The following is a 26,484-nucleotide window of genomic DNA, read 5'->3' as shown; positions in this document are numbered from 1 at the left end:
TCTGCTCGCCTCAGGGAGCCGGGCGAGCGTCGAGGCCGGCGAGCACGCGGTCGCGCGCGAGGGCGAGATGGTTGCGCATGGACTCTTCAGCCGCCTCGGGATCGCCGCTGACGAGCGCATCCACCAGCACCGCATGCTCTTCGACGGCATCGCTGCCGGACGTTCCGTCGTATGCGAGCCGATAGAGGTGGAGATGACAGTGCGTGCGCAGGAACGCCTGGGTGACCATCTCGTTCCCCGCCAGATCGAGGACGAGTCGGTGAAAGCGGGCATCGTGATCGATGAAGACCCGGTACGTCTCGTACCCGTCCGCGTGCGGCGCGTTCTGAACGGTCGCCAGTTCGGCCCGCAGCGCATCGGCGTCGGCCGCCGAAACACGCGTGGCCGCTCGCTTGGCGGAGGGAACCTCGAGGAGGAACCGGAGATCGTAGAGGTCGAGAATCTGTTCGCGGTCCAGCAGAGCCGTCGTCGTGTAACCGCGGAGCGGAAGCTTGATCGTGAGCTCCTCCGACTCCAGACGGGCGAGCGCTTCGCGCACGGGCGTCGGCGACACGTCGAGTCGTCGTGAGAGGTCCTCGATGTTCAGGCGCTCGCCGGGCGGCACCTGGCCGTTCATGATCAGGCTCTTCAGCTGTGCGTAGACGTGATCGGAGAGGATCTGGCGCCTCGGGATCTGCAGGGGTTCTCCGTTCGGCATCCGCTCACTATAGGAGATAGACCCGCAGGACCGGCTGCCGGGTTCAACCTGGTGGTGCTCGTCGAGCCTGACGGGTGGGGCTCGGCATCGAGGGAGCCGTCGACCGCTACGTCGCGATGACCCGCGCGACCCAGCAGCTCGTCGTCCTCACCGGAGACTGACCGCTGACACACCAGTGCCCCCCGCGTCTGCGCGGGGGGCACCAGAGGTGCGGATCACCTCCGGTCGTCGTCGGTGAACGCGTCCTTCACATCGTCGCCGGCCTGCTTGATGTTGGCCTTGGCCTGGTCCATCTTGCCTTCGGCCTGAAGGCGCTCGTTGTCGGTCATGTCTCCGACCGACTCCTTGACCTTGCCCTTCATCTCCTCGGCGCCGTGCTTCATGTCGTCGTCCATGCCCATGGGCTCTTCTCCTCTCCGGCGGCCTCGTGCCGCCGATCCATCGCGTGCGTCATCGATCCCGCACGACGCGCTCGTCGCCGAGGCCGACGCTGTCGACCCGGCGGTGGTACTTCATGCCGGCCATGCCGCCGAGGATTGCGCCGCCCAGCGTGATGACCGCGGCGACGACCGCCGTGATGATGCCCGTGGTGGTGGCGGAGTCGGCCATGGGGATCCGCGGGAAGCTGTCGAGGTTGCCGAGGATGTCCCACTGCGCACCCAGGATCATCGAGAGGATGGCCACGAGGAGCGCGATCACGATGCCCCACACCCACACCGCGACGCCCTGCAGCGCTCCGCTGAACCGAGCCATGCGCCCGGCGACGTAGCCACCCGCGAGGTAGGCGACGAAGAGCACGACGGCCACCGCGATGATGCCGACGATGCCGACCGTCTCGGCGTTGTCAGCCGCGGCATCCGCTGCTTCTTCAACCGTGGTCCCGGTGTTGACGCCGATCGCGGCGCCGATGGCGCCCACCACGGCGGTCAGCAGCACCGCGGCGCCGAACGCCGTCAGCCATCCGAAGAACGCCGAGCCGAACTTGACGCCGCGGAACCGGCGGTTCTCGAGCGCGAGGGCGTCGGAGTGCGCGAGTTCGCGGTCGACCGGTGCCGTGTAGGCGCGGTCGTCCGCCGTGTACGCGCGGTCGTCGATCGGGCGACCCGAGTCGTCGATCGGGCGACCTGCGGAGTCACGGGGCGTGCTTGAGGTGCTCATAGCCAGACGATAAGCCGGGACCCGGCCGTTCAGAGCCTGGGTTGCCAGCATCCGGTCAAGCGTTTATCCTTTCCCTCCGCACGGCGGGAAAGCCCGGATTTACGGGGCCTCAGAGAGCGGGCGCCACGACCGGGTGCGCGTGGATCTCCGTGCTCAGCGTCGTTCCGTTCAGCTCGAGGTACAGCTGGCGCTCGGTGACCGAGACGGTCATGTCGTTGCGACGTTCGAGGGGCCTGACGGCATCGTCGATGAAGCCCGGGTCGAAGCTGTACAGCGTGATCGCCTCGGCCTGGTGGATCTTCTTCCCGGTCCAGGGCGCCGCGACCTTGGCCGGATCGCGGTGCGTGTACACGGCGACACGGTCGGCGAGCTTGCTGCCGTAGTGCAGGCGCTCCGCGTCGGGTGCGCCGATCTCGATCCACGCGGTGATCCGGCCCGTCATGTCGCGCACCAGCACGGCGGGCTCGTCGGTCTGCGAGATCCCGTCACTGAACACGATGCCCTCTTCGTACTCGAGGCAGTAGGCGAGGAGGCGCGTCATCATGTACGCCTCCGTCTCGGAGGGATGCCGCGCCACACGCAGCGCGAGCTCCTCGTACACCCCGCGATCGACGTCTGCCAGCTGCACCGTGAAGGTGATGATCGTCGCGCCCAGTGCCATAGGTCAGGAGCCTACGCGAAGAAGTTCAGTATTCAGTGTTGCTAACTACCGGTACTTAGTGTTACCGTCTAGTGGTAGTCAGCAGCACAGAGTAGAGGAGGTGAGCATGGCCAGTCAGATGACGGAGATGCTCAAGGGCACTCTCGAGGGCATCGTGCTCTCGATCGTGTCGCATCGTCCCGCGTACGGCTACGACATCACCGCGCGACTGCGCGAGCAGGGCTTCTCCGACCTCGCCGAGGGCACGGTGTACGCGCTCCTCGTCCGCGTCGAGCAGCGCGGCTTCGTGGATGTCGAGAAGGTCCCCTCCGAGAAGGGGCCGCCGCGCAAGGTCTATTCGATCAACGCGCAGGGACGCGAACAGCTCGAGGACTTCTGGAGGACGTGGAGCTTCCTCGCAGAACGCATCGAACAGCTCCACGACAGCAGCAACGACCAAGGAGACAGCGCATGACCGCGAAGTGGATCGAGCTCTTCACCGGCGCGCTCGCAGAAAAGAAGCAGTACAAGAAGGACAAGGCCCGCATCGACGCCCTGCCCGAGCCGTACGCCGCCGCCGCCAAGGCGATGCACCGGTACCTCATGTACTCCGGCGGCATCACCGACGGCCCCACGCTCATCACGATGTACACCGACCTGGCCGATCTGTGGGAGCGCGCAGCGGTCGACGGCACCCCCGTCCGCGACATCGTGGGCGATGACCCCGTCGAGTTCGCCGAGACGTTCGCGCAGGCGTACACCGGCAAGCAGTGGATCGACAAGGAACGCGCCCGTCTGACGAAGGCGATGGACGACGCCGAAGAAGGAGAGAAGAAATGACCACGGATGCCGCGATCCGGGTGACCGGACTGGAGAAGTCCTATAAGGACCTCCACGTGCTGAAGGGCGTCGACTTCGACGTCGCCCGCGGCAGCATCTTCGCCCTGCTCGGCTCCAACGGCGCCGGCAAGACGACGGTGGTGCGGATCCTCGCCACCCTGCTGAAGGCGGATGCCGGCTCGGCCGACGTCCATGGCTTCGACGTGGCGTCCCAGCCGCAGAAGGTGCGGGAGTCAATCAGCCTGACCGGGCAGTTCGCCGCGGTGGACGAGATCCTCACTGGGCGCGAGAACCTCGTGCTGCTCGCTCGCCTCCGCCACCTGAAGGACCCGGGCGCGATCGCCGACGAGCTGCTCGCCCGCTTCTCGCTGACCGAGGCGGGCGGGCGCAGGGCGGGCACGTACTCGGGCGGGATGCGCCGCCGGCTCGACATCGCGATGAGCCTCATCGGCAGGCCGCCGGTGATCTTCCTCGACGAGCCGACGACCGGCCTCGACCCGCAAGCGCGCATCGAGGTCTGGCAGACGATCAAGGAGCTCGCCGACAGCGGCACAACCGTGCTGCTGACGACGCAGTACCTCGACGAGGCCGAGCAGCTCGCCGACCGGATCGCGATCCTGCACCAGGGGCGCATCATCGTCAACGGCACGCTGGCCGAGCTCAAGCGCCTGCTGCCGGCCGCGACCGTCGAGTACGTCGAGAAGCAGCCCACCCTCGAGGAGGTCTTCCTCGCGATCACCGGCGACGACGGGCTCGTCCCCGACGCCGCCACCACAGACAAGTAAGGAACGACGATGACCACGCACTTCGCCGGCGACACCGCCGTCCTCACCGGTCGGTCGTTGCGGCACATCCTGCGCAGCCCCGACACCATCATCACCACCGCCGTCACCCCGGTGGCCATCATGGTCCTGTTCGTCTTCGTCTTCGGCGGGGCCATCGACACCGGCGGCACGTCGTACATCGACTACATGCTGCCCGGCATCCTGCTCATCACGATCGCCTCCGGCATCGCCTACACGGCGTACCGCCTGTTCATGGACATGCAGGGCGGCATCTTCGAGCGCTTCCAGTCGATGCCGATCGCGCGGTCCGCCGCGCTCTGGGCGCACGTGCTCACGTCACTGGTGGCGAACGTCATCTCGCTGGTCATCGTGATCGGCGTCGGATTCGCGATGGGCTTCCGCACCGAGGCGAACCTGTGGGACTGGCTCGCGGTAGCCGGCATCCTGGTGCTGTTCACCCTGGCACTGACCTGGCTGGCCGTGGTCGCAGGGCTCTCGGCCAAGACGGTGGACGGAGCGAGCGCGTTCTCGTACCCGCTCATCTTCCTGCCGTTCATCAGCTCGGCCTTCGTTCCCACCGACACGATGCCGGCGCCGGTCGCCTGGTTCGCCGAGAACCAGCCGGTCACGCCGATCGTCAACACCCTCCGCGACCTGTTCGCCGGCCAGCCGGTCGGCGACGGCATCTGGATCGCACTGGCGTGGTGCGTCGGCATCCTGGTCGTCGCGTACTTCTGGGCGATGGCGATCTACCGCCGCAAGATCAGCTGATCCCGTGGCACTGCCGGAACGGGCCGCACCCTGCAGGGTGCGGCCCGTTTTCGTCCGGCGAGAGCCTTCGGCACCTGTACGGTGAGCACCGGCACCGGTACTCGCCGCGCCCTACACCCTCGCTCGACAGGACCCTCGTGAATCTCACCCACCGCTCCGCGGCCGCCGTCTTCTGGCTTCCCCTCATCACCTTCGGCATCTACTCGATCGTCTGGTACGCCAAGACCCGCGGTGACATGGCGCGCAACGGCGCGAAGCCGATGACGACCTGGTGGCTGATCGTCCCGATCATGTCCTTCATCTACCTGTGGTCGCTCTCCAAGGCGATCGAAGAGGTCACCGGCGCCAGCAAGGGCGCGAACTTCGCCCTCATGCTCCTCCTCGGCTGGATCGGCCAGGCGTTCGTGCAGGCCCGCATCAACCGCCGCAAGGCCAGCTGAACGCATCAGCAACGCAGAACGGGCCGCACACCTGCCGGGTGCGGCCCGTTTTCGCGTCCTCAGACCAGGTCATCGAGCCAGGCCAGCGCGAGCTCGTGGGAGCGGAGGCCGTAGTCCAGAGTCGCCCGCTGATACCGGAAGACACCGGCGTACTCCTCGGGGATGTCGGTCGCATCCAGGTCGGCGGCGACGGCGCGCAGCGCGGAGAGCTCTTCGGTGACGCTGGCCTTCAGCACGGCGACGGCGCTGCGGCGTTCGTCGCCGTCGTCGAGCAGCCCGAGGAGGTAGACCTTCGCCAGCATCGCCGTTTCGGCATTCGACCCGCCGATCGGCTCGTGCATCCACTGCCGCCAGGCGTCCACGCCCGCCGGCGTCGGCGTGTGCAGCTTGCGCCCTCGAGCCGAGTCGGGGGCGTCGTCGACCGTCACCATGCCCTGGGCGACCAGCTGCCGGAGCGCGCGATGGATGCTGCCGAAGCTGGCGCTGTAGAACAGCGACGGACCGGCCGAGAACTGGGCATGGAGGTCGTAGAGCGACATCGGCCGCATCATGAGCAGGCCCAGGATGACGAACTGCATGTGCCCATCCTGTCGCATCTGTGGCAACCTATCCCTTAGATATATCACAAGGGAGTGCCATGGCCCGTTATCGCGACATCGAATCCGATCTCACCGCGATCGCTGAGCGGTTCGCTCGCAAGCGTCCCGACTTGCCGGCCCCGCAGGTGCTGGTCCGCGCGCCGGGCGTGGAGTTCGCGTCCGGAGACCGCGCGCGCCGCTTCCATGCCGCCAGCGTGGGCAAGATGCTGACGGCCACCCTCGCGTTCCAGCTCGCAGAGCGCGGCGACCTCGACCTCACTGCTCCCCTGCCCTCGCTGCTCCCGCCCGGTGAGACGGACGGGCTGTTCTCGGATGGGGATGCCGCGGCATCCGTCACCGCTCTTCACCTCCTCACCCACACCAGCGGTGTCGCCGACTACTTCGGCGGGCGCAACGACACCGGAGAGACGTTCACAGCACAGGCGACCCGGGACCTCGACCGGGAGTACACCCCGGCGGACCTGCTCGCCTTCTCCCGCGAGCACCAGAGGCCGGTCGGCCGCCCCGGCGAGCGCTTCTCGTACTCCGACACGGGCTACGTGCTGCTGGCCCGCGTGATCGAGGAGTCGGGTGGCGCTCCGCTCGGCACGCAGCTGCACGAGCGCATCCTCGGGCCGTCGGGGATGGATGCCTCGTGCCTGCTGTTCCACACGATGCCCGGGGGCGCGGCATCCGTCGATCCGGACCCCGGCCGCGCGCTCGACATCGCGCCGATCCTGGTGGACGGCGTCGACCTCAGCCGTGCGCAGAGCCTGAGTTGCGACTGGGGCGGAGGCGGGGTCGTCACCACCGTCGACGACCTGCACCGGTTCGCCGCCGCCTGGCACTCCGGTGCGCTCCTCGGCGCCGAGTCGCGGGCAAGGATGGCGCGGATCGAGAACCGGTTCCGCCCCGGCATCCACTACGGAGCCGGACTCATGCAGCTGCGCTATCCCGGTTTCTTCCCGCTGCTGCTCGGCCTCCCGCGCACGATCGGCCACCTCGGAGTGACCGGCGTCCATCTGTTCTCCGACCCCGAGCGAGACATCACGATCGTGCTCAACCTCCACTCGACAAAGGAGATGACGAGGAGCTTCCAGCTGCACATCCAGCTGCTGCAGCGGGTGCTCCGCGGGCGGTAGCGCGGCGACAACGTGCCATGGCACTCATCCGCCGCCATTATCGATTGCCCTCGGGGAACGGCGCTGAGAGATTCGGACGCGTGTGCCGGGCGGACAACGTCGTCTGCGCCCGGGCACGGTCCGGCGCCGATATGACGCCGTGCTCACCCCCCACCAAGGAGCACGATGAGTAAACGTAAGAAGCTGGTCGGGGCCGCGTCAGCGGCGCTGATCTCCGCCGCGATGGTGATCGCGCCGCTCGGGACCGCCGTGGCAGCGCCCACGCCGCTCCCCGAGCGGGACCCTTCGGCGGCGCCCGACCCGAGTGGTCCATTCGCCGCCGACCGCCCTCTCGCCGACGAGGCGATCGATCAGCAGCAGGCGGCCGGAGACAAGCTCTACGAGCCCGAGGGAGAAGCCGGGTTCCACCCGATCGACTCGATCGGATCGACCGACGACGCCACCGACAAGCTGGGGGAAGCCGACACCCGGCTCCTGCAGCAGGCCCAGTCCGACGAGGCCGAGACCGTCACGGTCATGATGCTCGCCCGCGACGGGGCCGACGAGGAGATCATCGCCGCTGTGCACCAGGCCGGCGGCGTCGTCGGCTCGACGACCGAAGAACTCGGCTACGTCCGGGCCACCGTGCCCACCGATGCCGTCGCCACGCTGGCCGCGATGCCGAGCGTCAAGGCGATCGACCTGAACCGCACCTTCCAGGTGCCCGCGCCCGACCGAGGAGCCGGCGTCACCGCCTCGCCGTTCGCACTCGGCGCAGGCCCGAGCGCTCCCGACGCGAGTACCCCGGCGGCGAACCCGTACATGCCGATCGACGAGACCGGCGCGCTCTCCTTCCTCACGGCGAATCCCGAGTGGGACGGCCGAGGCACCGTGGTCGGCGTCGTCGACACCGGCGTCGACCTGGGCCACCCGGCCCTCCAGACGACGAGCGACGGCAAGCCCAAGATCATCGACTGGGTGACGGCGACCGATCCGATCCAGGACCGCGACGGCACGTGGGTCGAGATGGCGACCGCGAAGAGCGGCCCCGCGTTCCGCTTCGCCGGCTACGAGTGGACCGCACCCGCAGGCGAGTTCCTCATCGGCAACTTCTACGAGTACTACACGATGGGTGCCGAGCTCTCGGGCGACCTCGACGGCAACGGCACCAAGTGGGATGCCTTCGGCGTGCTGTACGAGCCGTCGACGCACACGATCTGGGTGGATGCCGACAACGACAAGGACTTCACGAACCAGCCCGCCATGGCGCCGTTCGGAATCGACCAGCAGCTGAGCCACTTCGGTGCCGACGACCCGGCAACGGCACAGAACGAGCAGATCCCGTTCGTCGTCGAGTACCGCGAAGGCGTCGACATGGCCCCCGCGGGCGGCGAAGCGGGCACGACGGGCACCTTCGTCAACATCGGCATCCCGTCCGGCGCCCACGGCACGCACGTCGCCGGCATCGTCGCGGCGACCTCGATGTTCGGCGGCGAGATGCACGGCGCCGCGCCCGGCGCGCAGATCGTCTCGTCGCGGGCGTGCACCTTCGCAGGCGGCTGCACGCAGGCCGCACTGACCGAGGGAATGATCGACCTGGTCGTGAACCGCGACGTCGACGTCGTCAACCTGTCGATCGGCGGCCTCCCGCCGCTCAACGACGGCTCGGACGTGATCGCCGACCTCTACGACCAGCTCATCGAGCAGTACGGCGTGCAGATCGTCGTCGCCGCGGGCAACGATGGTCTGGGCACCAACACGGTCGGCTCGCCGTCGGTCGCCGCCGAGGTCATCTCGGTCGCCGCCTCGGTCAGCTCGTCCACCTGGTGGGCCAACTACGGCTCCCAGGTCTCGACCGACGAGGGCATCTTCGGCTTCTCGTCGCGGGGCCCCGCTGAGAACGGCGGCCTCGCGCCGCAGGTCGCGGCTCCCGGCTCCGCGGTGTCGCCCATCCCGATGTGGCTGCCCGGCCAGGCCGTCCTCGAGACGGGGTACGACCTGCCCGCCGGCTACGGCATGTTCAACGGCACGTCCATGGCGGCCCCACAGGTCGCGGGCTCCGCGGCACTGCTGCTGTCGGCGGCGAAGGCGTCCAAGGTCACGGTCTCGGCGTCGGCGCTCAAGACGGCGCTGATCGGCACCGCGAGCCTGATCCCCGGCATCCCGACCACCGCACAGGGTGCGGGTGTCATCGACACCGTCGCCGCCTGGAAGACCCTCGCGAAGAAGGTCTCGGTCAACGAGCTCGAGATCGCAGCACCCGTGTGCACCTCGCTGTCGGGAATGCTCGACACCCCGCACGTCGGAGCGGGCGTCTACAACCGTTGCCTGCCCGAAGCAGGCGGACAGGTGACCGGTCAGGAGAAGACCTACGGGATCCAGGTCACCCGCACCAGCGGCTCCGACAAGAGCATCGGCCACAAGATCGGGTGGATCGGCAACGACGGCACCTTCAGCGCACGTGGCTCCCTCCCCCTGAAAAAGGACAAGGCCTCGGGCGTGACCGTCACGGCCGACGCGGCGACGTCGGGCCTGCACAGTGCGATCATGACGATCGACGACCCGGCGACCCCCGGTATCGATCAGTTCGTCGGCGTGACCGTTCTCGCGACCGCGCCGCTCACCGGCCCGGACTTCGCGGTGACCGACTCCGGCGTCCTGCCGCGCGGCGGCAGCACCTCGGTGCTGGTGCCCGTGCCCGCGGGTGTGGAGGCGCTGCAGCTGACGCTCGACGGGATCGTCGACGGCAGCCAGATGCGCATCCTCCCGGTCGACCCGGACGGCATGCCGGCGGACTCCAATGCGAGCAACCACTGCTACACGGACTACGCCGATCCCGCGGAGTGCGATGCGACCGCACGTGCGATCTACCGCCCGAAGCCCGGTGTCTGGGAGTTCGTCATCGAGGCGCGCCGCACCTCCGGCACCGACGCCAACGCCTACTCCGCGTCGGTGGCGCTGCAGGGCCTGACCGTGGCACCGGTGTCGACGACCATCGACTCGGTGACGATGCACGAGCCGACCGACGTGAGCATGACGGGAACGAACGCGTTCGGCGCCGTCGAGGCCCACGTCGCGACCGGGGAGATCGGCACGGTCACGAACCTGTTCGCGACGGTCGCTCAGGGCGAGCAGATCGCGAACATGCTCTATATCCCGCGCGAATCCACGCGACTGGATGTGACGCTCACGGCTCGCGAGTCCGCCGACCTGGACTTCTACGTGTTCTTCGGCGGACGCCCCATCGGGCAGAGCGCGACCACGGGTGTTGGCGCAGAGCGGATCGTCATCGACGACCCGCAGCCGGGCACGTATTACATCGTGGTCGCGGGAGTCAGCGTGCCGGGCGAGGGTGTCACCTTCGACTACCACCAGGAGCTGTTCTCGAAGGGTCAGGGCACCGTCACCCCGACGTCGGATGCGACGTACTCTCTCGCCCCGGGTGAGACCATGCCCGTCGAGGGCGCGCTGACGGTCAGTGCTCGTCAGTTGACGACCGAGGCCATGGTCGGACGCGTGCGCGTGGCCAACGAGCACGGCACGATCATCGGCGCAGCCAGCGTCGCGATCAAGGCCGTCGAGGTGCCGCAGCTCGACGTCGTCGGCTGGGCCGGGCCGTTCGTCGGCGCTGAGATGACCGACGGCGGGGTCGTCGCCGGAGACCGTCAGTACGAGGAGCGGATGACGCCCACGACGTGGTCCGCCGAGAACGGGTTCGTCAACCTCCACATGGGCGACTCCCGCCACGGCATGGCGCTCGGCATCAACGAGGACCAGACCGCGGTCGGCATCCTGACCGACAGCTTCTGGGGTTACCAGCCCTCGATGTGGACGGCCGACGGCGCGCTCACGGTCATCGGCGTTCCGGATTGGCGTGCGTACCCGGGCGGCTACGCCACGGCGATCAACGACGACGGCATCGTCACCGGGTTCGCCGAGCTCATGGAGCAGGGCGAGGACGGCATGTGGCACAGCTACAGCGACCCGTTCACCCGCACGCCCGACGGAGTGTTCCACAAGCTGGAGCAACTGTCGGACGACCCGTCGGGCACGCAGACGCGGGCCATCAACGCCGCAGGCACCGTCGTCGGGTACGCGAACACCGCCGAGTACGCACCGAATGCGGTGACGTGGGATGCCGCAACCGGCGCCGTGCGCAACCTCGGCACGCTTCCGGGTCAGTACATGGCGATGGGCCTCGATGTGAACGCGTCGGGCACCGTGGTCGGCACGAGCGGTGACGACGCCTTCGTGTGGACGGAGACGGGCGGCATGACGCGTCTCGCCGACTACGGCTATAACGCGACGGCCGAGAAGGTCACGGACGACGGCTGGGTGCTCGGCACGGTCGAGCTCGCGCCCGACTTCGCGGTGTCGTCCCTGTGGGATCCGCAGGGTCGCCTGTGGGACCTGTCGGGCATGGTGCCCGTCGAGAACGGCGGCTGGTTCCTGCCGCTGTACAGCTTCGACATCAACAACGAGCACCAGCTGATGCTCTACGGAGAGGGCGGAGCGAACGGCTCGGACTCGAGCTCGGTGATGCTGAGCATCCCCGCCTCGATGCGCGACTAGCCGAAGTACCACTGCGCCCCGTCGAACCGATCATCGGTTCGGCGGGGCGCGGTGTTTCCCCAGCGGCGTGGCGCGGAAATGGCTGGTGGAAGAGCGGTGCTCGTTCATCAGCTCAGGGGGGATGAGCCGGAACTGAGCACCGCTCCAAAGAAGGACGGTACAGGACTGAACCTGTGTGTTGTCCCCCATTTGGGGGACAACACGCCGACGAATCTCAGACTGCGGGATCGCTTTTCGTCGCCTCGCCGGTCGCGACGGACTCCGGCACCTCTCCGGGACGGAACCGGGGCAGCCGGCTGGCAGGAACGATCGCGAGCGCGCTGACGCCGGCGAGGATCAGCAGGCCGAGCTTCAGCGCGCTCAACCGGGCTTGCTCGTTCAGTGCCACGGCGGCATCAACCTGCTCGGGAGTGGCGTCCGTCTGCTCGGTGAGCACGTCGTCGAGGCGGTCGTTGCTGACGAAGTTGATGCTGTCGAGGTCGACCTGCGACACGAGCTCCGGGGTCAGCTGCGGGTGCTCCGCGAGCGCCGAGACGACGTTGAGGCTCAGGATGCCGATCAGCAGCGCGCCGGAGACGGCGGTGCCGACCGCGGACGCGAGGTTCTGCGTCGTGCCTCGCACCGAGCCCACGTCGCCGGCGAGTTCCTTGGGCGAAGCGGTCACGAGCACGTTGAAGACGAGCGTGACCAGGGCGCCCTGGCCGACGCCGAACACGAAAAGGCCCAGGATCGTGGGCAGGGTCTCCCAGTTGTTGGTCACGACGAAGGCGAGCCACAGGAGCGCGATCGTGGTGAGCCCGAACCCGAACATCCCGATGACGCGGGGTGGGAAGCGGCGGTAGAACCGCACGACGACGGTCGCGGTCACGAAGACCGTGAGGTTGAACGGCAGCATCGCCAGTGACGTGTCGAACGGCGTCCGCCCCTGGACGATCTGGATATAGAGGGGGATCGAGAAGTTGAGCGCGGCTTCGAGGCCGACGACGATGAACATCGCGTACACCGCGGCGCGTTCGCGCGAGGACCCGAACACCGACAGGCTGACGAGCGGCACCTTGCCCGTCTTCGTCCGCCGCCGCGTCCACAGGAAGAACAGCTGCGCGAGCACGAGACCGATGAGGATGAGCAGCGGCGCCGGCGAGAGACCGAGGATGTCGAACGGCGCTCCGGGGCGAGCCAGCACGATGCCCCAGTTGTTGAGATTGTTGACGCCGAGCGTGAGCGCGACGATGCCGAAGCCGATGAGGGCCGCCGCGACCAGGTCGATCTTGATCGCGGGATTGCCGGGCAGCCCGCGGAGCCAGAAGCTGAGGACGAAGACCGCGACCGCGAGGATGAGGACCACGACGAAGACCTGCCGCCATCCGACCAGGGTCGCGAGCGTCCCGCCGATGAGGAAGGCGCTCACTCCGGCGAGGGCGCGGGCCGACCCGAGGGACCCGATCGCCGTCTCCTGCTGCCGGCCGCGGTAGTTCTCGGCGATCAGCGCGACGAGGGAGGGGACGATGATGGCTGCCGCCGCTCCCGCCATAGCCTGCGCGGCGATGACATACTCGACGGTCGGCGCGAAGATCATGAGCAGGGCCGACACCGCGAACAGTGCGACGACGATGCGGAACATCGGCACCCATCCCACTCGCTGGCCGATCTTGGCCCCAAGCATCACGAGCGCCGCGACGACGAGCCCGTAAGTGACGATCGCGGTGCTCACGTCGGTGGGTGGCACGCCGAACGTCTCGACCATCCCTCCCAGCGAGACGGGAAGCGCCGAGACGTTGTACGACATGAGGATCTGGGCGAGGAAGAGGCCGATCATCGGCACCCAGGAGGTGCGGATGCTGGCGTCCACGGTCGTCGGAGCGGTCATCGGGGAGTCCTTCCGGAGAAGTGGGAGTCGGACGCGAAGATGTTGAGACCAAGGCCTCGGGACAGGTAGGCGGTCGCGATCTGGCCCCGGACGCTGTTGCCGGCGGAATCCAGGGGCGGCGAGTACGTTCCGATGCCGACCTTGCCCGGCGCGACCGTAACCAGTCCGCCCGCGACGCCGGACTTGCCGGGAAGCCCGATCTCGAACAGCCACTCCCCTGACCGCTCGTAGAGGCCGGTGGCCGCAAGCACTGCGAGCAGATCGCGGCACACGGATGCCGACACCACCCTCTCGCCGGTGAGCGGGTTGACGCCGCCGTCGGCGAGAGTCGCCCCCATGACTGCCAGGTCGCGCGCGTCGACGAGAAGCGCGCACTGGCGGGTGTAGACGTCCACTACCTCCAGCGGATCGACGGTGATGCGCCCATAGCTCTCGAGCAGCTGGGCGATCGCGCGATTGCGCAGATTGGTCTCCACCTCCGAGCGGTAGACGGTCTCGTCGACGACGAGCTCGCGACCCGCGAATCTCGACAGCCCCGAGACCACGGCATCCCACTTCTCCGCAGCGGTGTCTCCGGGGACCATCGCCGTCGCCGCCAGCGCGCCTGCGTTGACCATGGGGTTCATCGGGTGGCCGTCGTTGAGCTCGATTGCGACGACGGAGTTGAAGGCGAGCCCGGTGTTGTTGACGCCGATGACGTCGAAGGCCTTCTCATGACCGAGGGCATCGCAGACGAGCGCGTAGACGAAGGCCTTGGAGATCGACTGAATCGAGAACCGGATGCGGGTGTCGCCGATCTCGTGGAGTTCGCCGTCGACCCCTGCGACGCAGACACCGAAGGACGCTGGATCCGCCTCGGCGAGGATGGGGATGTAGTCGGCGACCTCTCCCTCGGCGTGGGTGCGGGCGCGGCCGTATGCCTCGCGGACCAGGTCGTCGATCCGATCCCCCGGCGGAAGCGCCCCGGTCCCGGCGCGCTGCTGCACATCCGCCACATCGAGTTCGCTTTCCCGCATAGGGCTCACCCTAGGGGGCCTCGAGCGCGCGGCGTCAGTGCACGGCCGTGCGAGCAGGATCGGCCGTTCGGCTGAGGCGGGTCCGGCCGGCAGGCCGATGCGGCGCACCTGCCCAGAGCGCGAGCATGGCGCAATGACAATCACTGATGCGCTCGTGCGGACCCGTCGCCAGCGCCCGGAATGGCTCGTGCCAGCGGGCCTGACCGCGCTGAGCCTGGTCCCGATCCTCGCCGGCGCGCTGAGGGTGACGTCGCTCGCGGTCGGAGCAGAGGTGACTGCGGAGAACGCCCGGTTCGTGACATCGCCGGCCCCGGTCATCGTGCACATCGCAGGGTCGACAGTGTTCCTCGTCCTCGGCGCGCTCCAGTTCGTGCCGTCCCTGCGCCGCAGGCACTGGCATCGGATCGCCGGCCGCATCGCCCTCCCAGCCGGCCTGCTGTCTGCACTGTCCGCACTGTGGATGACGCTCTTCTACTCCATGCCGGCGGTCAACGGACCGGGCCTGTACGTGATGCGTCTCGTGCTGGCGACGGTCATGGCCGGCGGACTCGTGGTGGCCTTCCTCGCCATCCGCCGGGGGAACGTGGCTGTGCACAGTGCCTGGATGACGCGGGCCTATGCCATCGGGCTCGGGGCGGGCACCCAGGTGCTCACGTTCCTGCCGTGCGCGCTCATCGTCGGCACGCCACCGTCGCAGACCGTGCACACGGTGCTGATGGGCGCGGGCTGGGCCATCAACCTCGCCGTCGCCGAGGTCGTCATCCGGCGTCGCGCACGAGGCGCGGGTCCACTGAGGCGAGCCGTCGCCCCGGCATCCGGCTCCGTCGCGCACCTATCATGAGGGCATGACGAGCCCGGTCCGCCAGCTCTGGGGAGCGCCGGCGGCATCGCCGGAGCCGCCTCGACGGGTCTGGCGGGATTGGCCGCTCGTCGGCTTGGTCCCCGTGCTCGCGGTGCTGGAGGCATCCCTCCGCCCGGACGTGCCGTGGCGCTGGCTGTGGGCCGGCGTGCTCGTCGCGCTGGCACCGACGCTGCTCTGGCGGCGAGCGCGCCCCTTCCTGATGTTCGCCATCGCCTTCGGCGCCGGCACGGTCGTCGGAATCGTGACCGGCGGCGACTCGCAGCTGTTCACGACGGCGTACTTCCTCGTGCTGCTCTACGCGCTCTTCCGCTGGGGATCCGGGCGCGCGCTCGTGCTGGGTTCCGCGCTCGTGATCTGCGGCATCGGGCTGTCTCTCGTGGGCAGCGCTCCCGTCCTCGGCGACGTCATCGGCGGGCTGGCCGTCGCCGCCATGACGGCCACGCTCGGCCTGGCGTTCCGGTTGCGCGCGGGCGCGCGTCGACGCGAGCTCGAGGGCGTGCGGATGCTCGAACGCGAGCAGCTCGCGCGCGACCTCCACGACACCGTCGCCCATCACGTGTCCGCGATCGCCATCCAGGCCCAAGCCGGCACGGCCGTCGCCTCGACCGACCCCGCCGCCGCGCTCGCGGCGCTGCGCACGATCGAGGGCGAGGCGTCGCGCACACTGCACGACATGCGCTCGATCGTCGGCGTGCTGCGGCACTCGGGCGATGCTCCCGATCTCGCCCCGATGCCGGGACTGGACGATCTCGTCCGGCTCGATCGAGGCGGCCCCCGTGCTCCCGTCATCGAGGTGCGTCTGGAAGGAGATGCGGATGCCGTGACGTCACCTGTCGCTGCGGCCGTCTTCCGGATCGCCCAGGAGGGGGTCACGAATGCACGTCGGCACGCGAAGCTTGCTACGCGCGTGGAGCTGAGCGTGCGCATCGACGAGACCGGAGCCCACATCGAAGTGCGCGACGACGGGCGGGACGCGGCATCCGCTCCCGAAGGGTTCGGTCTGGCGGGCATGCGCGAACGAGCAGCGCTGTTCGGCGGCACCTGCGAGGCAGGCCCCGGCCCCGATGGCGGCTGGGTCGTGACGGCCTGGCTTCCGCGTCGGAGATGGTCGGCGTGAGCGTGCGGGTGCTGATCGCGGACGATCAGGAACTGGTGCGCACCGGCCTGCGGATGATCCTCGACGCGCAGACCGACATCGAGGTGGTCGGCGTCGCCTCCGACGGTGCCGAGGCCGTCGCGCTCGCGCGGCGCCTCCGCCCTGACGTGTGCCTCATCGACATCCGGATGCCGGTGATGGACGGCCTCGAGGCGACCCGCGAGCTCGCAGGGCCGACCGTCGCCGAGCCGATCCCCGTCGTCGTGATCACGACGTTCGACCTCGACGAGCACGTGTTCGCCGCCTTGCGAGCCGGAGCGCGGGGGTTTCTCCTGAAGGATGCCGGACCCGTGCTTCTGGCGGACGCGGTGCGCGCCGCCGCCCGCGGCGACGCCCTGATCGACCCCGCCGTCACGGTGCGACTGATCGAGGCGTTCGCAGACTCAGCCCCGCAGCGGACCTCTCGCGCGCCGAGTCCCCTCACCGATCGTGAGGAGGATGTCGTGGAGGCGGTCGCCCGCGGGCTCAGCAACGGCGAAATCGGCCGGGAACTGCACATCTCGCTCGGCACGGTGAAGACGCACATCGCCAGCATCATGACGAAGATCGGTGCGCGCAATCGCGTCGAGCTCGCCATCTGGGCTCACGAGGGCGGGCGCTCGCTACGCTGACCGGGACTCGGTGCCGGCCTGCTCTCCCGGATCAAGGTCAGCTAGGAGTTGAGCTGCGCGACGATGTCATCGTCCGACTCCTCGATGGCCTTGCGCAGCTTCTCGTAGTTCTCCGAGTCGATCGCCTTGGTGATGCGCTTCTCCGCGCGCACCAGCGCGTCCTCGACTCGGTCGGCCCACTTGTCGTCCACGACCGCCACGATCGCCGACGTCCCGGGCGCGAGGTACTCGTCGATGTCGTCGCCGATCTTCTTCTCCTCGTGCCCCTTCTTGATGGCGCCGAGGATTGCGCCGATGCCCGCGCCCACCGCAGTAGCCGCCAACAGCGGTGGTGCGAACAGTCCGATGACCACGCCCGCGCCGGCACCCAGGGCCACACCGTGCCCGACGGACTTGTCGCCGTGCTCCTTGACCTGGACCTTTCCGTCCTTGTCGCGCTCCAACACAACGGCGCCGACGATCTCATAGCCGCCGGCATCCTGACCGCTCTTGAGTCCGTCGTAGTCGACAGAGGCTGCGGCAGCATCGTCATACGACCCGACCACCAGCACGAGGTTCTGCGCGCCCATCGATATCTCCTTCGATCCACGCCGGAAACGTTCGGCCGGTCGCCTGCGAGCTTCGCTTCCTGACGGTGCTGTGATCCTATGCCTGGGCCTACCGCAGTTTCGAGAGTCCCTGTGGGATCACTCTCGAGGGGTGACGGCGACCCGGAAGACGCTCACTAGCGTGGTCGCATCGATAGGAGGGCCGCCGTGAGCAGCCAGGACGCGAAGACGCTCGGCATCCGGACTGCAGCCCTGCTGTGGCTGGCGGTGGCGGCGATCGGGCTGGCGGGCTGCTCGGGCGAGGTCAGCGACGTCGACCGGGCGAAGGCCCGCGTGACCCTGGCTGAGAAGGATGTGGCGCAGGCGCAGGCCGATCTCACCACTGCGGCGGAGACCTTCTGCGACACGAGCAAGACCTACATCACCGCGCTCGATCGCTACGGCGACGTCCTCAATGACACCGCGCCGACCGTCGGTGACGTCAGGGATGCCGGCAGCGACCTGACCGATCTCCGCGACGACGCGTTCGACGACGCCGAAGCCGCCGGGCAGGCGCAGCAGGAGCTCGTCGAAGCGGAGGAGGATCTGGCCGAGGCCACCGCGGCTCTGACGCTCGCCGAGACGGGCGCCCCCGCTCCGTCCGAGGCCGCCGAGCCGCCGGCTCCGACGCCGTCGGTTCCGACCGACTCCATCGAGCGGGTGAAGCAGGCCGATGACGAGTTCTCGGCTGCGCAGGAGGCGGTCACCGATCAGACGACCCTGGCCGACGCCTCGGAGCAGTTCAACAGCGCGGCCGTCGCGCTGGAGATGGCGTGGCTGCGGTTGTTCGCGGATGCCGGATGCCTCAGCGACGCGCAGCAGCAGACGGCATTGGCGGCGGTGAGCGCCTACACCGCGGCGCTGCAGCAGAATCTCGCTGACGCAGGACGCTACGCCGGCGCCATCGACGGCATCTACGGCCCCGCCACCGTCGCAGCCGTCGAGGACCTGCAGAGCGCGAACGGTCTGCCGGTCACGGGCACGGTCGACAAGGCGACCGCCGAGGCGCTCAACGCGGAGCTGCTCGCTCTGGGCGGGGTCGCTGCGCAAGAGGCGGTCGCCACGACCGCCGCGGTCCAGCAGACCCTCAAGCTCGCGGGTTTCTGGAAGGGGCCGGTGGACGGAACGTGGACCCCGGAACTCACCGAGGCTCTCAAGGAGTTCCAGACCGCCCTCGGCGTCGAACCGACCGGCAGCGTCGATGCCGTCACGATCGCGGCCTTCAACGAGGCCCTCGCGGAGCTCACAGCGCCCGAACCTGAGCCGACGCCTTCGGCGGAGCCGACCGAGAGCCCGTAGGGCCGACACTGCTCGGGTGCCGTGCGGGTCCACCACAGCCCTCGCGGACTCGAGTCTTGGGGACGCGTGATTTCTTGTCTAACCTGAGGCGTACCGCCCGGCGCTCGTCCGTCGTCCCGGGCCGGATGTCGAGGAGATCCCATGTCCGCAGCACCCAGACCGCAGTCGGCAGCACCGCCCCGCGAGCAATGGACAGGGCAGGTCGGGTTCATCCTCGCAGCGATCGGCTCCGCGGTCGGCCTCGGGAACATCTGGCGCTTCCCCGGTGTCGCGTACGAGAACGGCGGAGGCGCGTTCCTCATCCCGTACCTCGTCGCGCTGATCACCGCCGGCATCCCGATCCTGTTTCTGGACTACGCGATCGGTCATCGCTTCCGCGGATCCGCACCGACGGCGTTCCGACGTCTGGGAGGGCGCCGATCAGGCCGCTGGCTCGAGGGACTCGGGTGGTTCCAGGTGGCGATCGCGTTCGTGATCGGCCTGTATTACACAGTCGTCATCGCCTGGGCACTGAGTTACTTCGTCTTCTCGTTCGACCTGCGATGGGGTGATGACCCGGCCTCGTTCCTCACCGGTGAATACCTGCAGGTCGGCGACCCAGGCTTCTCCTTCGACTTCGTGCCGGGTGTCCTGATCCCGCTCGCGATCGTCTGGATCGTGACCATCGCGGTCCTCGCCGCCGGTGTGGCCAAGGGCGTGCAGCGCGCGAACGTGATCTTCCTTCCCCTTCTGGTGGTGGCATTCGCGGTGCTGGTCGTGCGCGCGCTCTTCCTCGACGGCGCGGCCGAAGGACTCAACGCGCTGTTCACCCCGAACTGGGAAGCGCTGGGCGATCCGAACGTGTGGATCGCCGCCTACAGCCAGATCTTCTTCTCGCTGTCGATCGCGTTCGGGATCATGATCACCTACGCGTCCTATCGCAAGCGCAAGGCCAATCTGACGGCACCGGGGCTCGTGGTGGCGTTCGCGAACTCGTCGTTCGAGATCCTCGCGGGCATCGGTGTGTTCGCCACCCTCGGCTTCTTCGCGTTCCAGCAGGGCGTCGATGTCAGCGAGCTCGAAGGGCTCACCGGGGTCGGACTGTCGTTCATCACCTTCCCCGCGATCGTCTCGCAGATGCCCGGAGGGCCGATCTTCGGCGCACTGTTCTTCGGCTCTCTCACGATGGCCGGCTTCACGTCTCTCCTCTCGGTGCTGCAGGTCGTCTCTGCGGCATTCCAGGAGAAGTTCGGCCTGTCGCCTCGCCAGGCCGCCGTGCGCGTCGGCGGAGTGTCCGCCATCCTGTCGATCCTCATCTTCTCGACCACGACCGGCCTGCTGGCCCTCGACACCGCAGATCAGTGGGCGAACAACATCGGAATCGTCGCCTCAGCCGTCCTGTCGACCATCCTCGTCGTCTGGGTGGTGCGGAAAGGTGACGAACTCCGTTTCCACCTCAACGCCGTCTCGACGTTCCGCGTCGGCAAGGTGTGGATCTTCCTCGTCGGCATCCTCGCGCCGGTCGTGCTCGCCTACATGCTCATCTCGCGGATCATCACACTGATCGTCGACGGCTACGCCGACCTGCCGGCGTGGTACCTCGGGGTGGTCGGCTGGGGAACGATCGCGTTCATCATCGTCGCAGCGGTCCTCTTCACGAAACTGCGGTGGAAACGGGACCCTGACGACTTCACCGCCTGGCCGGAATACGCAGTGGTCGAGAAGGAGAAGCGCTCATGACCGGTATCGCCATCACCTTCCTGCTGCTCGCGCTCGTGCTGGTGTGGGGAGGGCTGATCGCCAGCATCCTGTTCCTGCGCGCTCGCCCGGAGTTGGCCGCGTACCCCGCAGGCGGGGACGACGATCACCGCGAAGACGACGCGCCGGACATCCGCGACACCTGATCGCGTGAGCAGATGCTCACATGGACCGGGCGATGAGCACCACGTTGTCGCGGTAGCGGCCTGTGGCGCTGTCGAACTCGCCGCCGCAGGTGATGAGCACGAGTGCCGGTGGGCCGCCTCGAGCGAAGAGCTCGTCGACCGGAAGCTCGGTCTTGGCGTAGTAGGTCACGCTCTCCACGGCGTAGCGAACGGAAGAGCCGTCAGCCGAAGCCACTGACACCTCGGCCCCGACCGGCACGTCGCGCAGCGCGGCGAAGGGCCCGATGGGGTATCTGGGCGAGTCGATGTGCGCGGAGATGACGGTGTTGCCCGAGCCCGTGCCGGGGGCCGGCCCGAATCGGTACCAGCCGGCGATCGCCGGGTCCTCCGGCAGCTCCATGAAGCTGTCGGATTCCACGCCGACGGGTATCACCGGCACCTCGATGCCGAGGGCCTCGATGCGCACCGAAATTGGCGGCACGACCGCGACCGGTTCCGTCAGTGCCGCAGACGCCACAGGCACCTGGATCGTCGGCGTGGGCGCCGGCGCCGGCGGGGCCGTTGATGTGATCGGGGAGGGCTCGGCACCGACGGGACGAGTCGGGCCGGCACACGCCGTCAGCGTGAGCACAAGAAGCAGCGCGACGCCAGCGCTGAACCTGTGGGGCATGCTTCCTTCCAACGGGTGGTGTCGCTGTTGGCGCGGCCTGCGGACCGCGGGAGAAGTCCTCGCGGTCCGCAGGCTGTGGTCAGGACTCGATGTGCGCGCGGCGGCGGATCACCAGCGCGGCCAGCAGGCCGATCGCGATCACTGCTCCGCCGAAGATCCAGCTCGCTTGCATGAGCGCGTCGCGCTCTGCCGCATAGCCGGCGGTGCCGGAATTGACGCCACCGGGGGTGGAGTGTCCGACGGTGATGCTCTGGGTCGCCAGGGCGAGGGTGCCCTCCTCGGCGCTGCCCCAGGCGTAGACGATCGTGAGCTTGCCGTCCTCGATGGCGACGTCTGCCGGACCGATCACAGGATCGGTTGTCCCGGCGAGCGCTACGGAGGCGGCGACGGTGCCGACGGGCAGGTTGAGCGTGGCCTCATCGGGGTTGGCCAAGTCCTCCACGACCGGAGCCCCTCCGGCGAGGACATCGACGGCCGGAGCGGCAGCGACGTGGCGCACCGTGAGGCGACCTTCGCCTGCGCTGGTCGTCGCGATGTCGTTCGTGAAAAGGTTCAGCGCCGGCGCACCCGCGTCATCGAGGTTGGCTGTGGCCGTGTAGCTCGTTCCGGCCGTGAGGGTGATGGTCGCCGGACCGAGCACCGGCGCGCTGTCGTCCGCAGCGTCGGGAGCGGTCAGGGCGACCGCGTAGTCGCCGGCCGGGAGATCGAGCGGTCCGGCCAGGGTGCCGGGCTGGAAGTCGTCCAGGGTGAGCGTTCCGTTCACGTAGACGTCGACCGGAGTCGCTGGAATGGCGTGAAGCACATAAAGATCTGCGGTGGTCTCGGAAATCGCCTGGGCCGGGGCTGCGAAGCCCGCCGCCACGACAAAGCCGGCGACCACGCCTGCTGCGAGTGTCCTGCGCACGTTGTTCTCCTTCGGGATATGCGGGGTTCCGCCCTGTAAGGAGTTCTTCCGGCGAACGCACCTTTTGGATGCAGCAAGTTCTTTCGACGTTCGCGTAACGAAACGCGTGGCTCCGCATCTCTCTCACCGAGGAAGTATTCCTCGACGTCCTTCACCGATGACGCGACGGAACGCTTGCAACTCTGGGGAGAGACAAGCATGCAGCCCCGCCCCATCGCGATCGCGAGACCTGGGGCCTCAAGATCCTTCGGAGGCGGGGCTGCACCCGCAGTCGTGACGTGGAGCGAGGCGTCGAGCGGCTCTGCTTCGCTCGCCTGTGTCCGCCGGCGTGCATGCAGCGCGGAGCTCCGCCTCGAACAGTCTCCGCTCATGTTCCGACGCGATCGCAACGATGACACGTGCCGTTCTCCGCGTGATCGCGAACAACACCGGGCTCTCGAGGGCACCCGGCGGAGTGCATCTGGGCGACGCGGCCTGGATGCTACGCGGCGCATTCCATCGTGTCCATCCCACGGCGATCCCGCGCAGCCGCCGGAGGGTGGTCGGTCACAAGCCGACGAGAGGACCCTCATGTACTTCCACTTGCAGAATCTCATCAACCCGATCGAGCAGGACGAGCCCGATCCCGCGGCGGCGAACGCGCTGCAGGAAGGGCTCGGGGGGCAATTCGGCGAGATGCGAACGATGATGCAGTACCTGTTCCAGAGCATCAACTTCCGAGGTCCCAACGCCAAGCCCTACAAGGATCTGATCCAGGGCATCGGCACGGAGGAGATCAGCCACGTCGAGTTGATCGGCACCACGATCGCCCGGCTGCTGGACGGCTCGCCCGCCTACCAGGGCAAGGCAGGCGCTCCGGTGGACATGCCGGGCGCCAAGGGAGCCACTCCCCTCGAGATCGCGCTCGACCACGGCAACATCCACCACTACCTGGTGGGCGCGCAGGGAGCGTTGCCCGTGGACGCCGTCGGCAATCCGTGGAGCGGCAGCTATGTCTACAACTCCGGCAACCTCGTGCTGGACCTGCTCTACAACCTGATGCTCGAATCCACCGGGCGTCTGCAGAAATGCCGGCTGTATGAGATGACCGACAACAAGACGGCCCGATCCACGATCTCGTATCTGATCGTCCGCGACCAGGCGCACGAGAACGCCTACGCCAAGGCCCTCGAGACGCTGGGGGTGAAGTGGAGGAACACGCTGCCGATCCCCAAGACCAATGCAGAGCGCTTCCCAGAAGTCAAGCGACTCCTGGACCTGGGGCTGCAGAACAAGCAATACTCCTTCGACCTCGGCGACCAGTCCGAAGCAGGCAAGATCTTCCAGGGCTTGTCGCCGTCCGGGGACGGAACGAACCTCGAAGCGAGGGAGCAGGCACCGGAGGGGGTGCCCATCGAGATCGCCCCAGAACGCCCGGAAGAGTTCTCGCCCGGCGCGGACGAAGACCTCATCGCGCTCATCGAAGCGACCGCAGCGATGGAGCTCGCCGACATCGATGCGACGTTCGGCAGACTGCCCTGACCCATCGGTTCGATCTCCGCGACGAGAGAAGCCCCGCGATCCCAGTGTTTACCAGGGATCTCGGGGCTTCTACGTGGCATAGGCGTCGCTGAAGGGCCAGTGCCAAAGCGTGCACCGGTCGGGTCATCAGGTCGGCTCAGGCTGATTGGCCGAACCGGGCTTGAGGCGCTCGGTTCCAGCGTCTGCTAACCCGAGATGCTCGCATTAGTGGGCGAACGCGTGCGTGCCCAGTCGGGTTACTTGGCTATGAGGTTGAGTTCGGCGTTCAGTGCCGCAATACGCTCGACGGGCACGCCTCCGGCCTGAAGGATGAGCTTCTCGACGCTCATCCTGTCGACGATGGACTGCATCGCGGGCGGGATCTGGGCTCCCCGGCCCACCTCGCCGCGGCTGACGGCCACGGCCTCGAGCACGGACGAGATGATCCGCGCGCCGTCCTCGGACTGCTTGATCTCGCCGAGCGTGTCACGGATGGAGAAGTATCCGGCCGGAGTCGGCAGCGCCGCATCGTCGAACCAGTTCGCGATGGTCGTGGTGGGCATGACACTGGCCGCGGCGACGTGGTCGACCTTGCGCAGCGTGATCGTGTCGGCGAGGTCGCCGGACCGGGCGGTGATCTCATGCTCGCCCGACAGAGGCACCTGGAAACGGAACGCCCGCTCCCCCGTGAGGGAGCCGACCTCGACGCCGTCGACCAGGAGCGTGACGTGCTTCTGGTTGGAGTAGACGATGACCTCGGTCACATCCTCTACCCGTTCGGCCCTGCGCCGGCCGGCCACGTGCACGAAGGGCTCATCCGACCAGGCAGCCTTGTACACGTAGAACGCGTCCTTCTTCAGCCCGCGATCGAAGGTGACCAGACCCTTCTGGTTCCGCCCGGCGACTCCGCCCTCATCGCGACCCGCCGACCCGAAGTCGGCGAGGTTCCACACGTGCGTCGCCCACAGCCAGGGCCGCTGCTCGATCATCGTGACCATGTGCTCGTGATACAGCGCCTGGTAGCTCTCGGTGTAGTCGCCCTTGACGGGCGCTGCGGACTGGTACTGCGGGTTGGCGTCCGCCCCGTACTCGGAGAGACCGATGGCGACCTCCGGATAAGACGTGTGGAAGTCGTCCAGCCAGGTGTCGTTGTCGGCGGCCTCGCCCACGTACCAGCCGAAGTAGAGGTTGTAGGACATGACGTCTGCCAGCGCGACCAGCGGGTTGTCGGTCTCGAGCAGAAACAGGTGGGCCATCGCCGTGAGCCGGCCGGGATCGAGTCGGTGCGCCAGGTCGTTGAGCTCACGGTGGGCGGCGAGGACGTCTTCACCGGCGCCGGCGAGCGTGATCTCGTTCGAGAGCCCCCAGCTGATGATGCTCGCGTGGTGGCGGTTCTGCACGATGAGCTCCGTGAGCTGATCGCGGGCGTTGTCGACGGCACCGGGGAGGAAGACAGTGATCTGCGGGATCTCCGCCCACACCACGAGCCCGGCCTCGTCGCACAGGTCGTAGAACCGCTGATCATGCTGGTAGTGCGCGAGACGCACCGTGGTCGCGCCCAGCTCGCGCAGCAGGGCGAGATCGGTCTGCTTCATCTCCTCGGTGACGGCGTTGCCCACGCCCTCGTGATCCTGGTGGCGGGATACCCCGCGCAGGGGGTACTGCTCGCCGTTCAGCAGGAAGCCCCGATCGGGGTCCACCGCGAACTCACGGCAGCCGAACCGCAGCTCGACCGCATCGACCACGGCTTCGCCCACCAGGAGCTCGGCACGTGCGGTGTAGAGGTGGGGATCGCGCAGCCCGTGCCAGCGGCGCACGCGCTCGATCGTCAGCTCGCTGGTCGCGACGCCGTCGAGAAGGGGAACGGTGACCGACGCTTCGCCGTCGATGACGAAGCGCACTGCCGAAGCCTCGCCGTCGACGTCGGCCGCGAGCGCCACGTCCGCCCGGACACCGTCGACGATCGGCGTCACGGTCAGCCCGAGTCCGCCGTGGTCGTCGAGGGCGAAGTGCGGCGCTCCCAGGGTGATGAGCCGGACGTCTCGGTAGATGCCGCCGTAGAAGGTGAAGTCTGCCTGCTGCGGGTACACGCGCTCGTTGGCGGCGTTGTCGACGATGACCACAAGGGTCCCGGCACCGTTCTCGAGGTGTCCGGTCAGGTCCGCCCGGAAGGTCGAGTATCCGCCGTCGTGCGCAGCGACCAGTCGGCCGTTCAGGTACACCTCGGCAGAGGAGTTCACACCCTCGAACTCGACCCAGGTCCGCACGTCCGCCGCTTCGGCCACGACGCGTCGGGCGTACGTGGACCGCCCGCGGCGATACTCGCCGCCCGCTTGTCCGTCGATCGCGTTCCACGTGTGCGGCAGCGTCACGTACGACCCCGCCGCAGCGACATCCTCCCAGGTCGAATCCGACGGCAGCGCGACGGGTGCGAACGCCCAGTCGTCGTGAATGAGCGTCATCCGACGGGGGCGGTCGACGGGCGGTCGCGTCATGGGGGTCTCCTTCGACAGGCGCGGCAACGGGACATACCGGTCGTACGAATGTA

General features: G+C 68.2%; 25 protein-coding genes. 14 read left to right on the top strand and 11 right to left on the bottom strand.

Going from position 1 to position 26,484, the window contains the following annotated elements; all coding sequences use genetic code 11:
• Nucleotides 1-10 precede the first annotated feature (10 nt).
• The 4 genes from ASD56_RS06235 to ASD56_RS06220 all read right to left on the bottom strand — a co-directional run bounded on the left by ASD56_RS06235 (nucleotide 11) and on the right by ASD56_RS06220 (nucleotide 2,516).
• Nucleotides 11-697, bottom strand: coding sequence for a GntR family transcriptional regulator (locus tag ASD56_RS06235; RefSeq protein ID WP_055962576.1), 687 nt, complete (start codon nucleotides 695-697; stop codon nucleotides 11-13).
• 215 nt (nucleotides 698-912) lie between these two features.
• Nucleotides 913-1,098 (bottom strand): CsbD family protein, encoded by a 186-nt coding sequence (locus ASD56_RS06230; RefSeq protein ID WP_055962571.1) that lies wholly within the window; start codon nucleotides 1,096-1,098, stop codon nucleotides 913-915.
• 49 nt (nucleotides 1,099-1,147) lie between these two features.
• On the bottom strand, nucleotides 1,148-1,855 hold the full coding sequence (locus ASD56_RS06225; protein WP_055962570.1) for a hypothetical protein: 708 nt from the start codon (nucleotides 1,853-1,855) through the stop codon (nucleotides 1,148-1,150).
• A gap of 109 nt (nucleotides 1,856-1,964) precedes the next feature.
• A complete protein-coding gene (locus tag ASD56_RS06220) occupies nucleotides 1,965-2,516 on the bottom strand; it encodes a YaeQ family protein (protein ID WP_055962567.1) in 552 nt (183 codons plus the stop codon).
• 106 nt (nucleotides 2,517-2,622) lie between these two features.
• On the opposite strand from ASD56_RS06220, the gene ASD56_RS06215 reads away from it, so the two are divergent.
• From ASD56_RS06215 to ASD56_RS16270, 5 genes are all read left to right on the top strand, one after another.
• On the top strand, nucleotides 2,623-2,970 hold the full coding sequence (locus ASD56_RS06215) for a PadR family transcriptional regulator (protein WP_055962564.1): 348 nt from the start codon (nucleotides 2,623-2,625) through the stop codon (nucleotides 2,968-2,970).
• Nucleotides 2,967-3,335, top strand: coding sequence for a DUF1048 domain-containing protein (locus tag ASD56_RS06210; protein ID WP_055962561.1), 369 nt, complete (start codon nucleotides 2,967-2,969; stop codon nucleotides 3,333-3,335). The genes ASD56_RS06215 and ASD56_RS06210 overlap by 4 nt, the downstream gene beginning before the upstream one ends.
• Complete coding sequence (locus tag ASD56_RS06205) at nucleotides 3,332-4,120, top strand: ABC transporter ATP-binding protein (protein WP_055962558.1); 789 nt, start codon at nucleotides 3,332-3,334, stop codon at nucleotides 4,118-4,120. The genes ASD56_RS06210 and ASD56_RS06205 overlap by 4 nt, the downstream gene beginning before the upstream one ends.
• Before the next feature lie 9 nt (nucleotides 4,121-4,129).
• Nucleotides 4,130-4,891 (top strand): ABC transporter permease, encoded by a 762-nt coding sequence (locus ASD56_RS06200; RefSeq protein ID WP_055962555.1) that lies wholly within the window; start codon nucleotides 4,130-4,132, stop codon nucleotides 4,889-4,891.
• A 137-nt stretch (nucleotides 4,892-5,028) separates the two neighbouring features.
• Entirely contained in the window at nucleotides 5,029-5,331 is a 303-nt protein-coding gene (locus ASD56_RS16270) for a DUF4234 domain-containing protein (protein WP_055962553.1), read from the top strand.
• Between the two features lie 59 nt (nucleotides 5,332-5,390).
• Here the strand turns inward: ASD56_RS16270 and ASD56_RS06190 are convergent, their stop codons facing one another.
• Nucleotides 5,391-5,909: a PadR family transcriptional regulator gene (locus ASD56_RS06190; RefSeq protein WP_055962550.1), complete on the bottom strand. Its 519-nt coding sequence runs from the start codon at nucleotides 5,907-5,909 to the stop codon at nucleotides 5,391-5,393.
• A 59-nt stretch (nucleotides 5,910-5,968) separates the two neighbouring features.
• Between ASD56_RS06190 and ASD56_RS06185 the strand changes: the two genes are divergently transcribed.
• Nucleotides 5,969-7,051, top strand: coding sequence for a serine hydrolase domain-containing protein (locus ASD56_RS06185; protein ID WP_055962548.1), 1,083 nt, complete (start codon nucleotides 5,969-5,971; stop codon nucleotides 7,049-7,051).
• A gap of 165 nt (nucleotides 7,052-7,216) precedes the next feature.
• Nucleotides 7,217-11,602, top strand: coding sequence for a S8 family serine peptidase (locus ASD56_RS06180; RefSeq protein WP_055962545.1), 4,386 nt, complete (start codon nucleotides 7,217-7,219; stop codon nucleotides 11,600-11,602).
• A gap of 214 nt (nucleotides 11,603-11,816) precedes the next feature.
• On the opposite strand, the gene ASD56_RS06175 is transcribed toward ASD56_RS06180, so the two are convergent.
• Both ASD56_RS06175 and glsA read right to left on the bottom strand, forming a co-directional pair.
• Nucleotides 11,817-13,469, bottom strand: coding sequence for an MFS transporter (locus ASD56_RS06175; protein WP_055962543.1), 1,653 nt, complete (start codon nucleotides 13,467-13,469; stop codon nucleotides 11,817-11,819).
• Entirely contained in the window at nucleotides 13,466-14,485 is a 1,020-nt protein-coding gene (glsA, locus tag ASD56_RS06170; RefSeq protein ID WP_055962540.1) for a glutaminase A, read from the bottom strand. Before glsA ends, ASD56_RS06175 begins: the two co-directional genes overlap by 4 nt.
• A 133-nt stretch (nucleotides 14,486-14,618) precedes the next feature.
• Here glsA and ASD56_RS06165 point away from each other — a divergent pair, with 133 nt between their 5' ends.
• From ASD56_RS06165 to ASD56_RS06155, 3 genes are read left to right on the top strand one after another with little or no spacing between them, the layout of a single operon-like run.
• The gene (locus ASD56_RS06165) at nucleotides 14,619-15,326 is read left to right on the top strand and encodes a DUF2306 domain-containing protein (protein WP_055962536.1); all 708 of its coding nucleotides are present in this window, start codon (nucleotides 14,619-14,621) and stop codon (nucleotides 15,324-15,326) included.
• A 4-nt stretch (nucleotides 15,327-15,330) separates the two neighbouring features.
• Nucleotides 15,331-16,464, top strand: a complete 1,134-nt coding sequence (locus tag ASD56_RS06160; protein WP_055962533.1) for a sensor histidine kinase — start codon at nucleotides 15,331-15,333, stop codon at nucleotides 16,462-16,464.
• The gene (locus ASD56_RS06155) at nucleotides 16,461-17,114 is read left to right on the top strand and encodes a response regulator transcription factor (RefSeq protein ID WP_327043462.1); all 654 of its coding nucleotides are present in this window, start codon (nucleotides 16,461-16,463) and stop codon (nucleotides 17,112-17,114) included. Before ASD56_RS06160 ends, ASD56_RS06155 begins: the two co-directional genes overlap by 4 nt.
• Nucleotides 17,115-17,155: 41 nt before the next feature.
• Here the strand turns inward: ASD56_RS06155 and ASD56_RS06150 are convergent, their stop codons facing one another.
• The gene (locus ASD56_RS06150) at nucleotides 17,156-17,683 is read right to left on the bottom strand and encodes a DUF1269 domain-containing protein (RefSeq protein ID WP_055962526.1); all 528 of its coding nucleotides are present in this window, start codon (nucleotides 17,681-17,683) and stop codon (nucleotides 17,156-17,158) included.
• A 186-nt stretch (nucleotides 17,684-17,869) separates the two neighbouring features.
• On the opposite strand from ASD56_RS06150, the gene ASD56_RS06145 reads away from it, so the two are divergent.
• The 3 genes from ASD56_RS06145 to ASD56_RS16145 all read left to right on the top strand — a co-directional run bounded on the left by ASD56_RS06145 (nucleotide 17,870) and on the right by ASD56_RS16145 (nucleotide 20,883).
• Nucleotides 17,870-19,000 (top strand): peptidoglycan-binding domain-containing protein, encoded by a 1,131-nt coding sequence (locus ASD56_RS06145; protein WP_055962523.1) that lies wholly within the window; start codon nucleotides 17,870-17,872, stop codon nucleotides 18,998-19,000.
• 141 nt (nucleotides 19,001-19,141) lie between these two features.
• Nucleotides 19,142-20,719 carry a sodium-dependent transporter gene (locus ASD56_RS06140; protein WP_055962520.1) on the top strand — a complete coding sequence of 526 codons (1,578 nt, stop codon included), beginning with the start codon at nucleotides 19,142-19,144 and terminating at the stop codon, nucleotides 20,717-20,719.
• On the top strand, nucleotides 20,716-20,883 hold the full coding sequence (locus ASD56_RS16145; RefSeq protein WP_157535783.1) for a MetS family NSS transporter small subunit: 168 nt from the start codon (nucleotides 20,716-20,718) through the stop codon (nucleotides 20,881-20,883). The genes ASD56_RS06140 and ASD56_RS16145 overlap by 4 nt, the downstream gene beginning before the upstream one ends.
• 16 nt (nucleotides 20,884-20,899) lie before the next feature.
• Here the strand turns inward: ASD56_RS16145 and ASD56_RS06135 are convergent, their stop codons facing one another.
• Both ASD56_RS06135 and ASD56_RS06130 read right to left on the bottom strand, forming a co-directional pair.
• Nucleotides 20,900-21,532: a class F sortase gene (locus tag ASD56_RS06135; protein ID WP_055962517.1), complete on the bottom strand. Its 633-nt coding sequence runs from the start codon at nucleotides 21,530-21,532 to the stop codon at nucleotides 20,900-20,902.
• Between the two features lie 79 nt (nucleotides 21,533-21,611).
• Nucleotides 21,612-22,436: a DUF4397 domain-containing protein gene (locus ASD56_RS06130; RefSeq protein ID WP_055962514.1), complete on the bottom strand. Its 825-nt coding sequence runs from the start codon at nucleotides 22,434-22,436 to the stop codon at nucleotides 21,612-21,614.
• A 570-nt stretch (nucleotides 22,437-23,006) separates the two neighbouring features.
• Here ASD56_RS06130 and ASD56_RS06125 point away from each other — a divergent pair.
• Nucleotides 23,007-23,957: a manganese catalase family protein gene (locus ASD56_RS06125; RefSeq protein ID WP_055962511.1), complete on the top strand. Its 951-nt coding sequence runs from the start codon at nucleotides 23,007-23,009 to the stop codon at nucleotides 23,955-23,957.
• A gap of 236 nt (nucleotides 23,958-24,193) precedes the next feature.
• Here the strand turns inward: ASD56_RS06125 and ASD56_RS06120 are convergent, their stop codons facing one another.
• Nucleotides 24,194-26,431: a glycoside hydrolase family 2 protein gene (locus tag ASD56_RS06120; RefSeq protein ID WP_055962508.1), complete on the bottom strand. Its 2,238-nt coding sequence runs from the start codon at nucleotides 26,429-26,431 to the stop codon at nucleotides 24,194-24,196.
• Nucleotides 26,432-26,484: the final 53 nt, after the last annotated feature.

Origin of the sequence: Microbacterium sp. Root166, assembly GCF_001427145.1 — a bacterium.
Lineage (GTDB): Bacteria > Actinomycetota > Actinomycetes > Actinomycetales > Microbacteriaceae > Microbacterium.
Note: the sequence above shows the minus strand (reverse complement) of the source record. Positions and strands in the feature narration are given on the sequence as shown.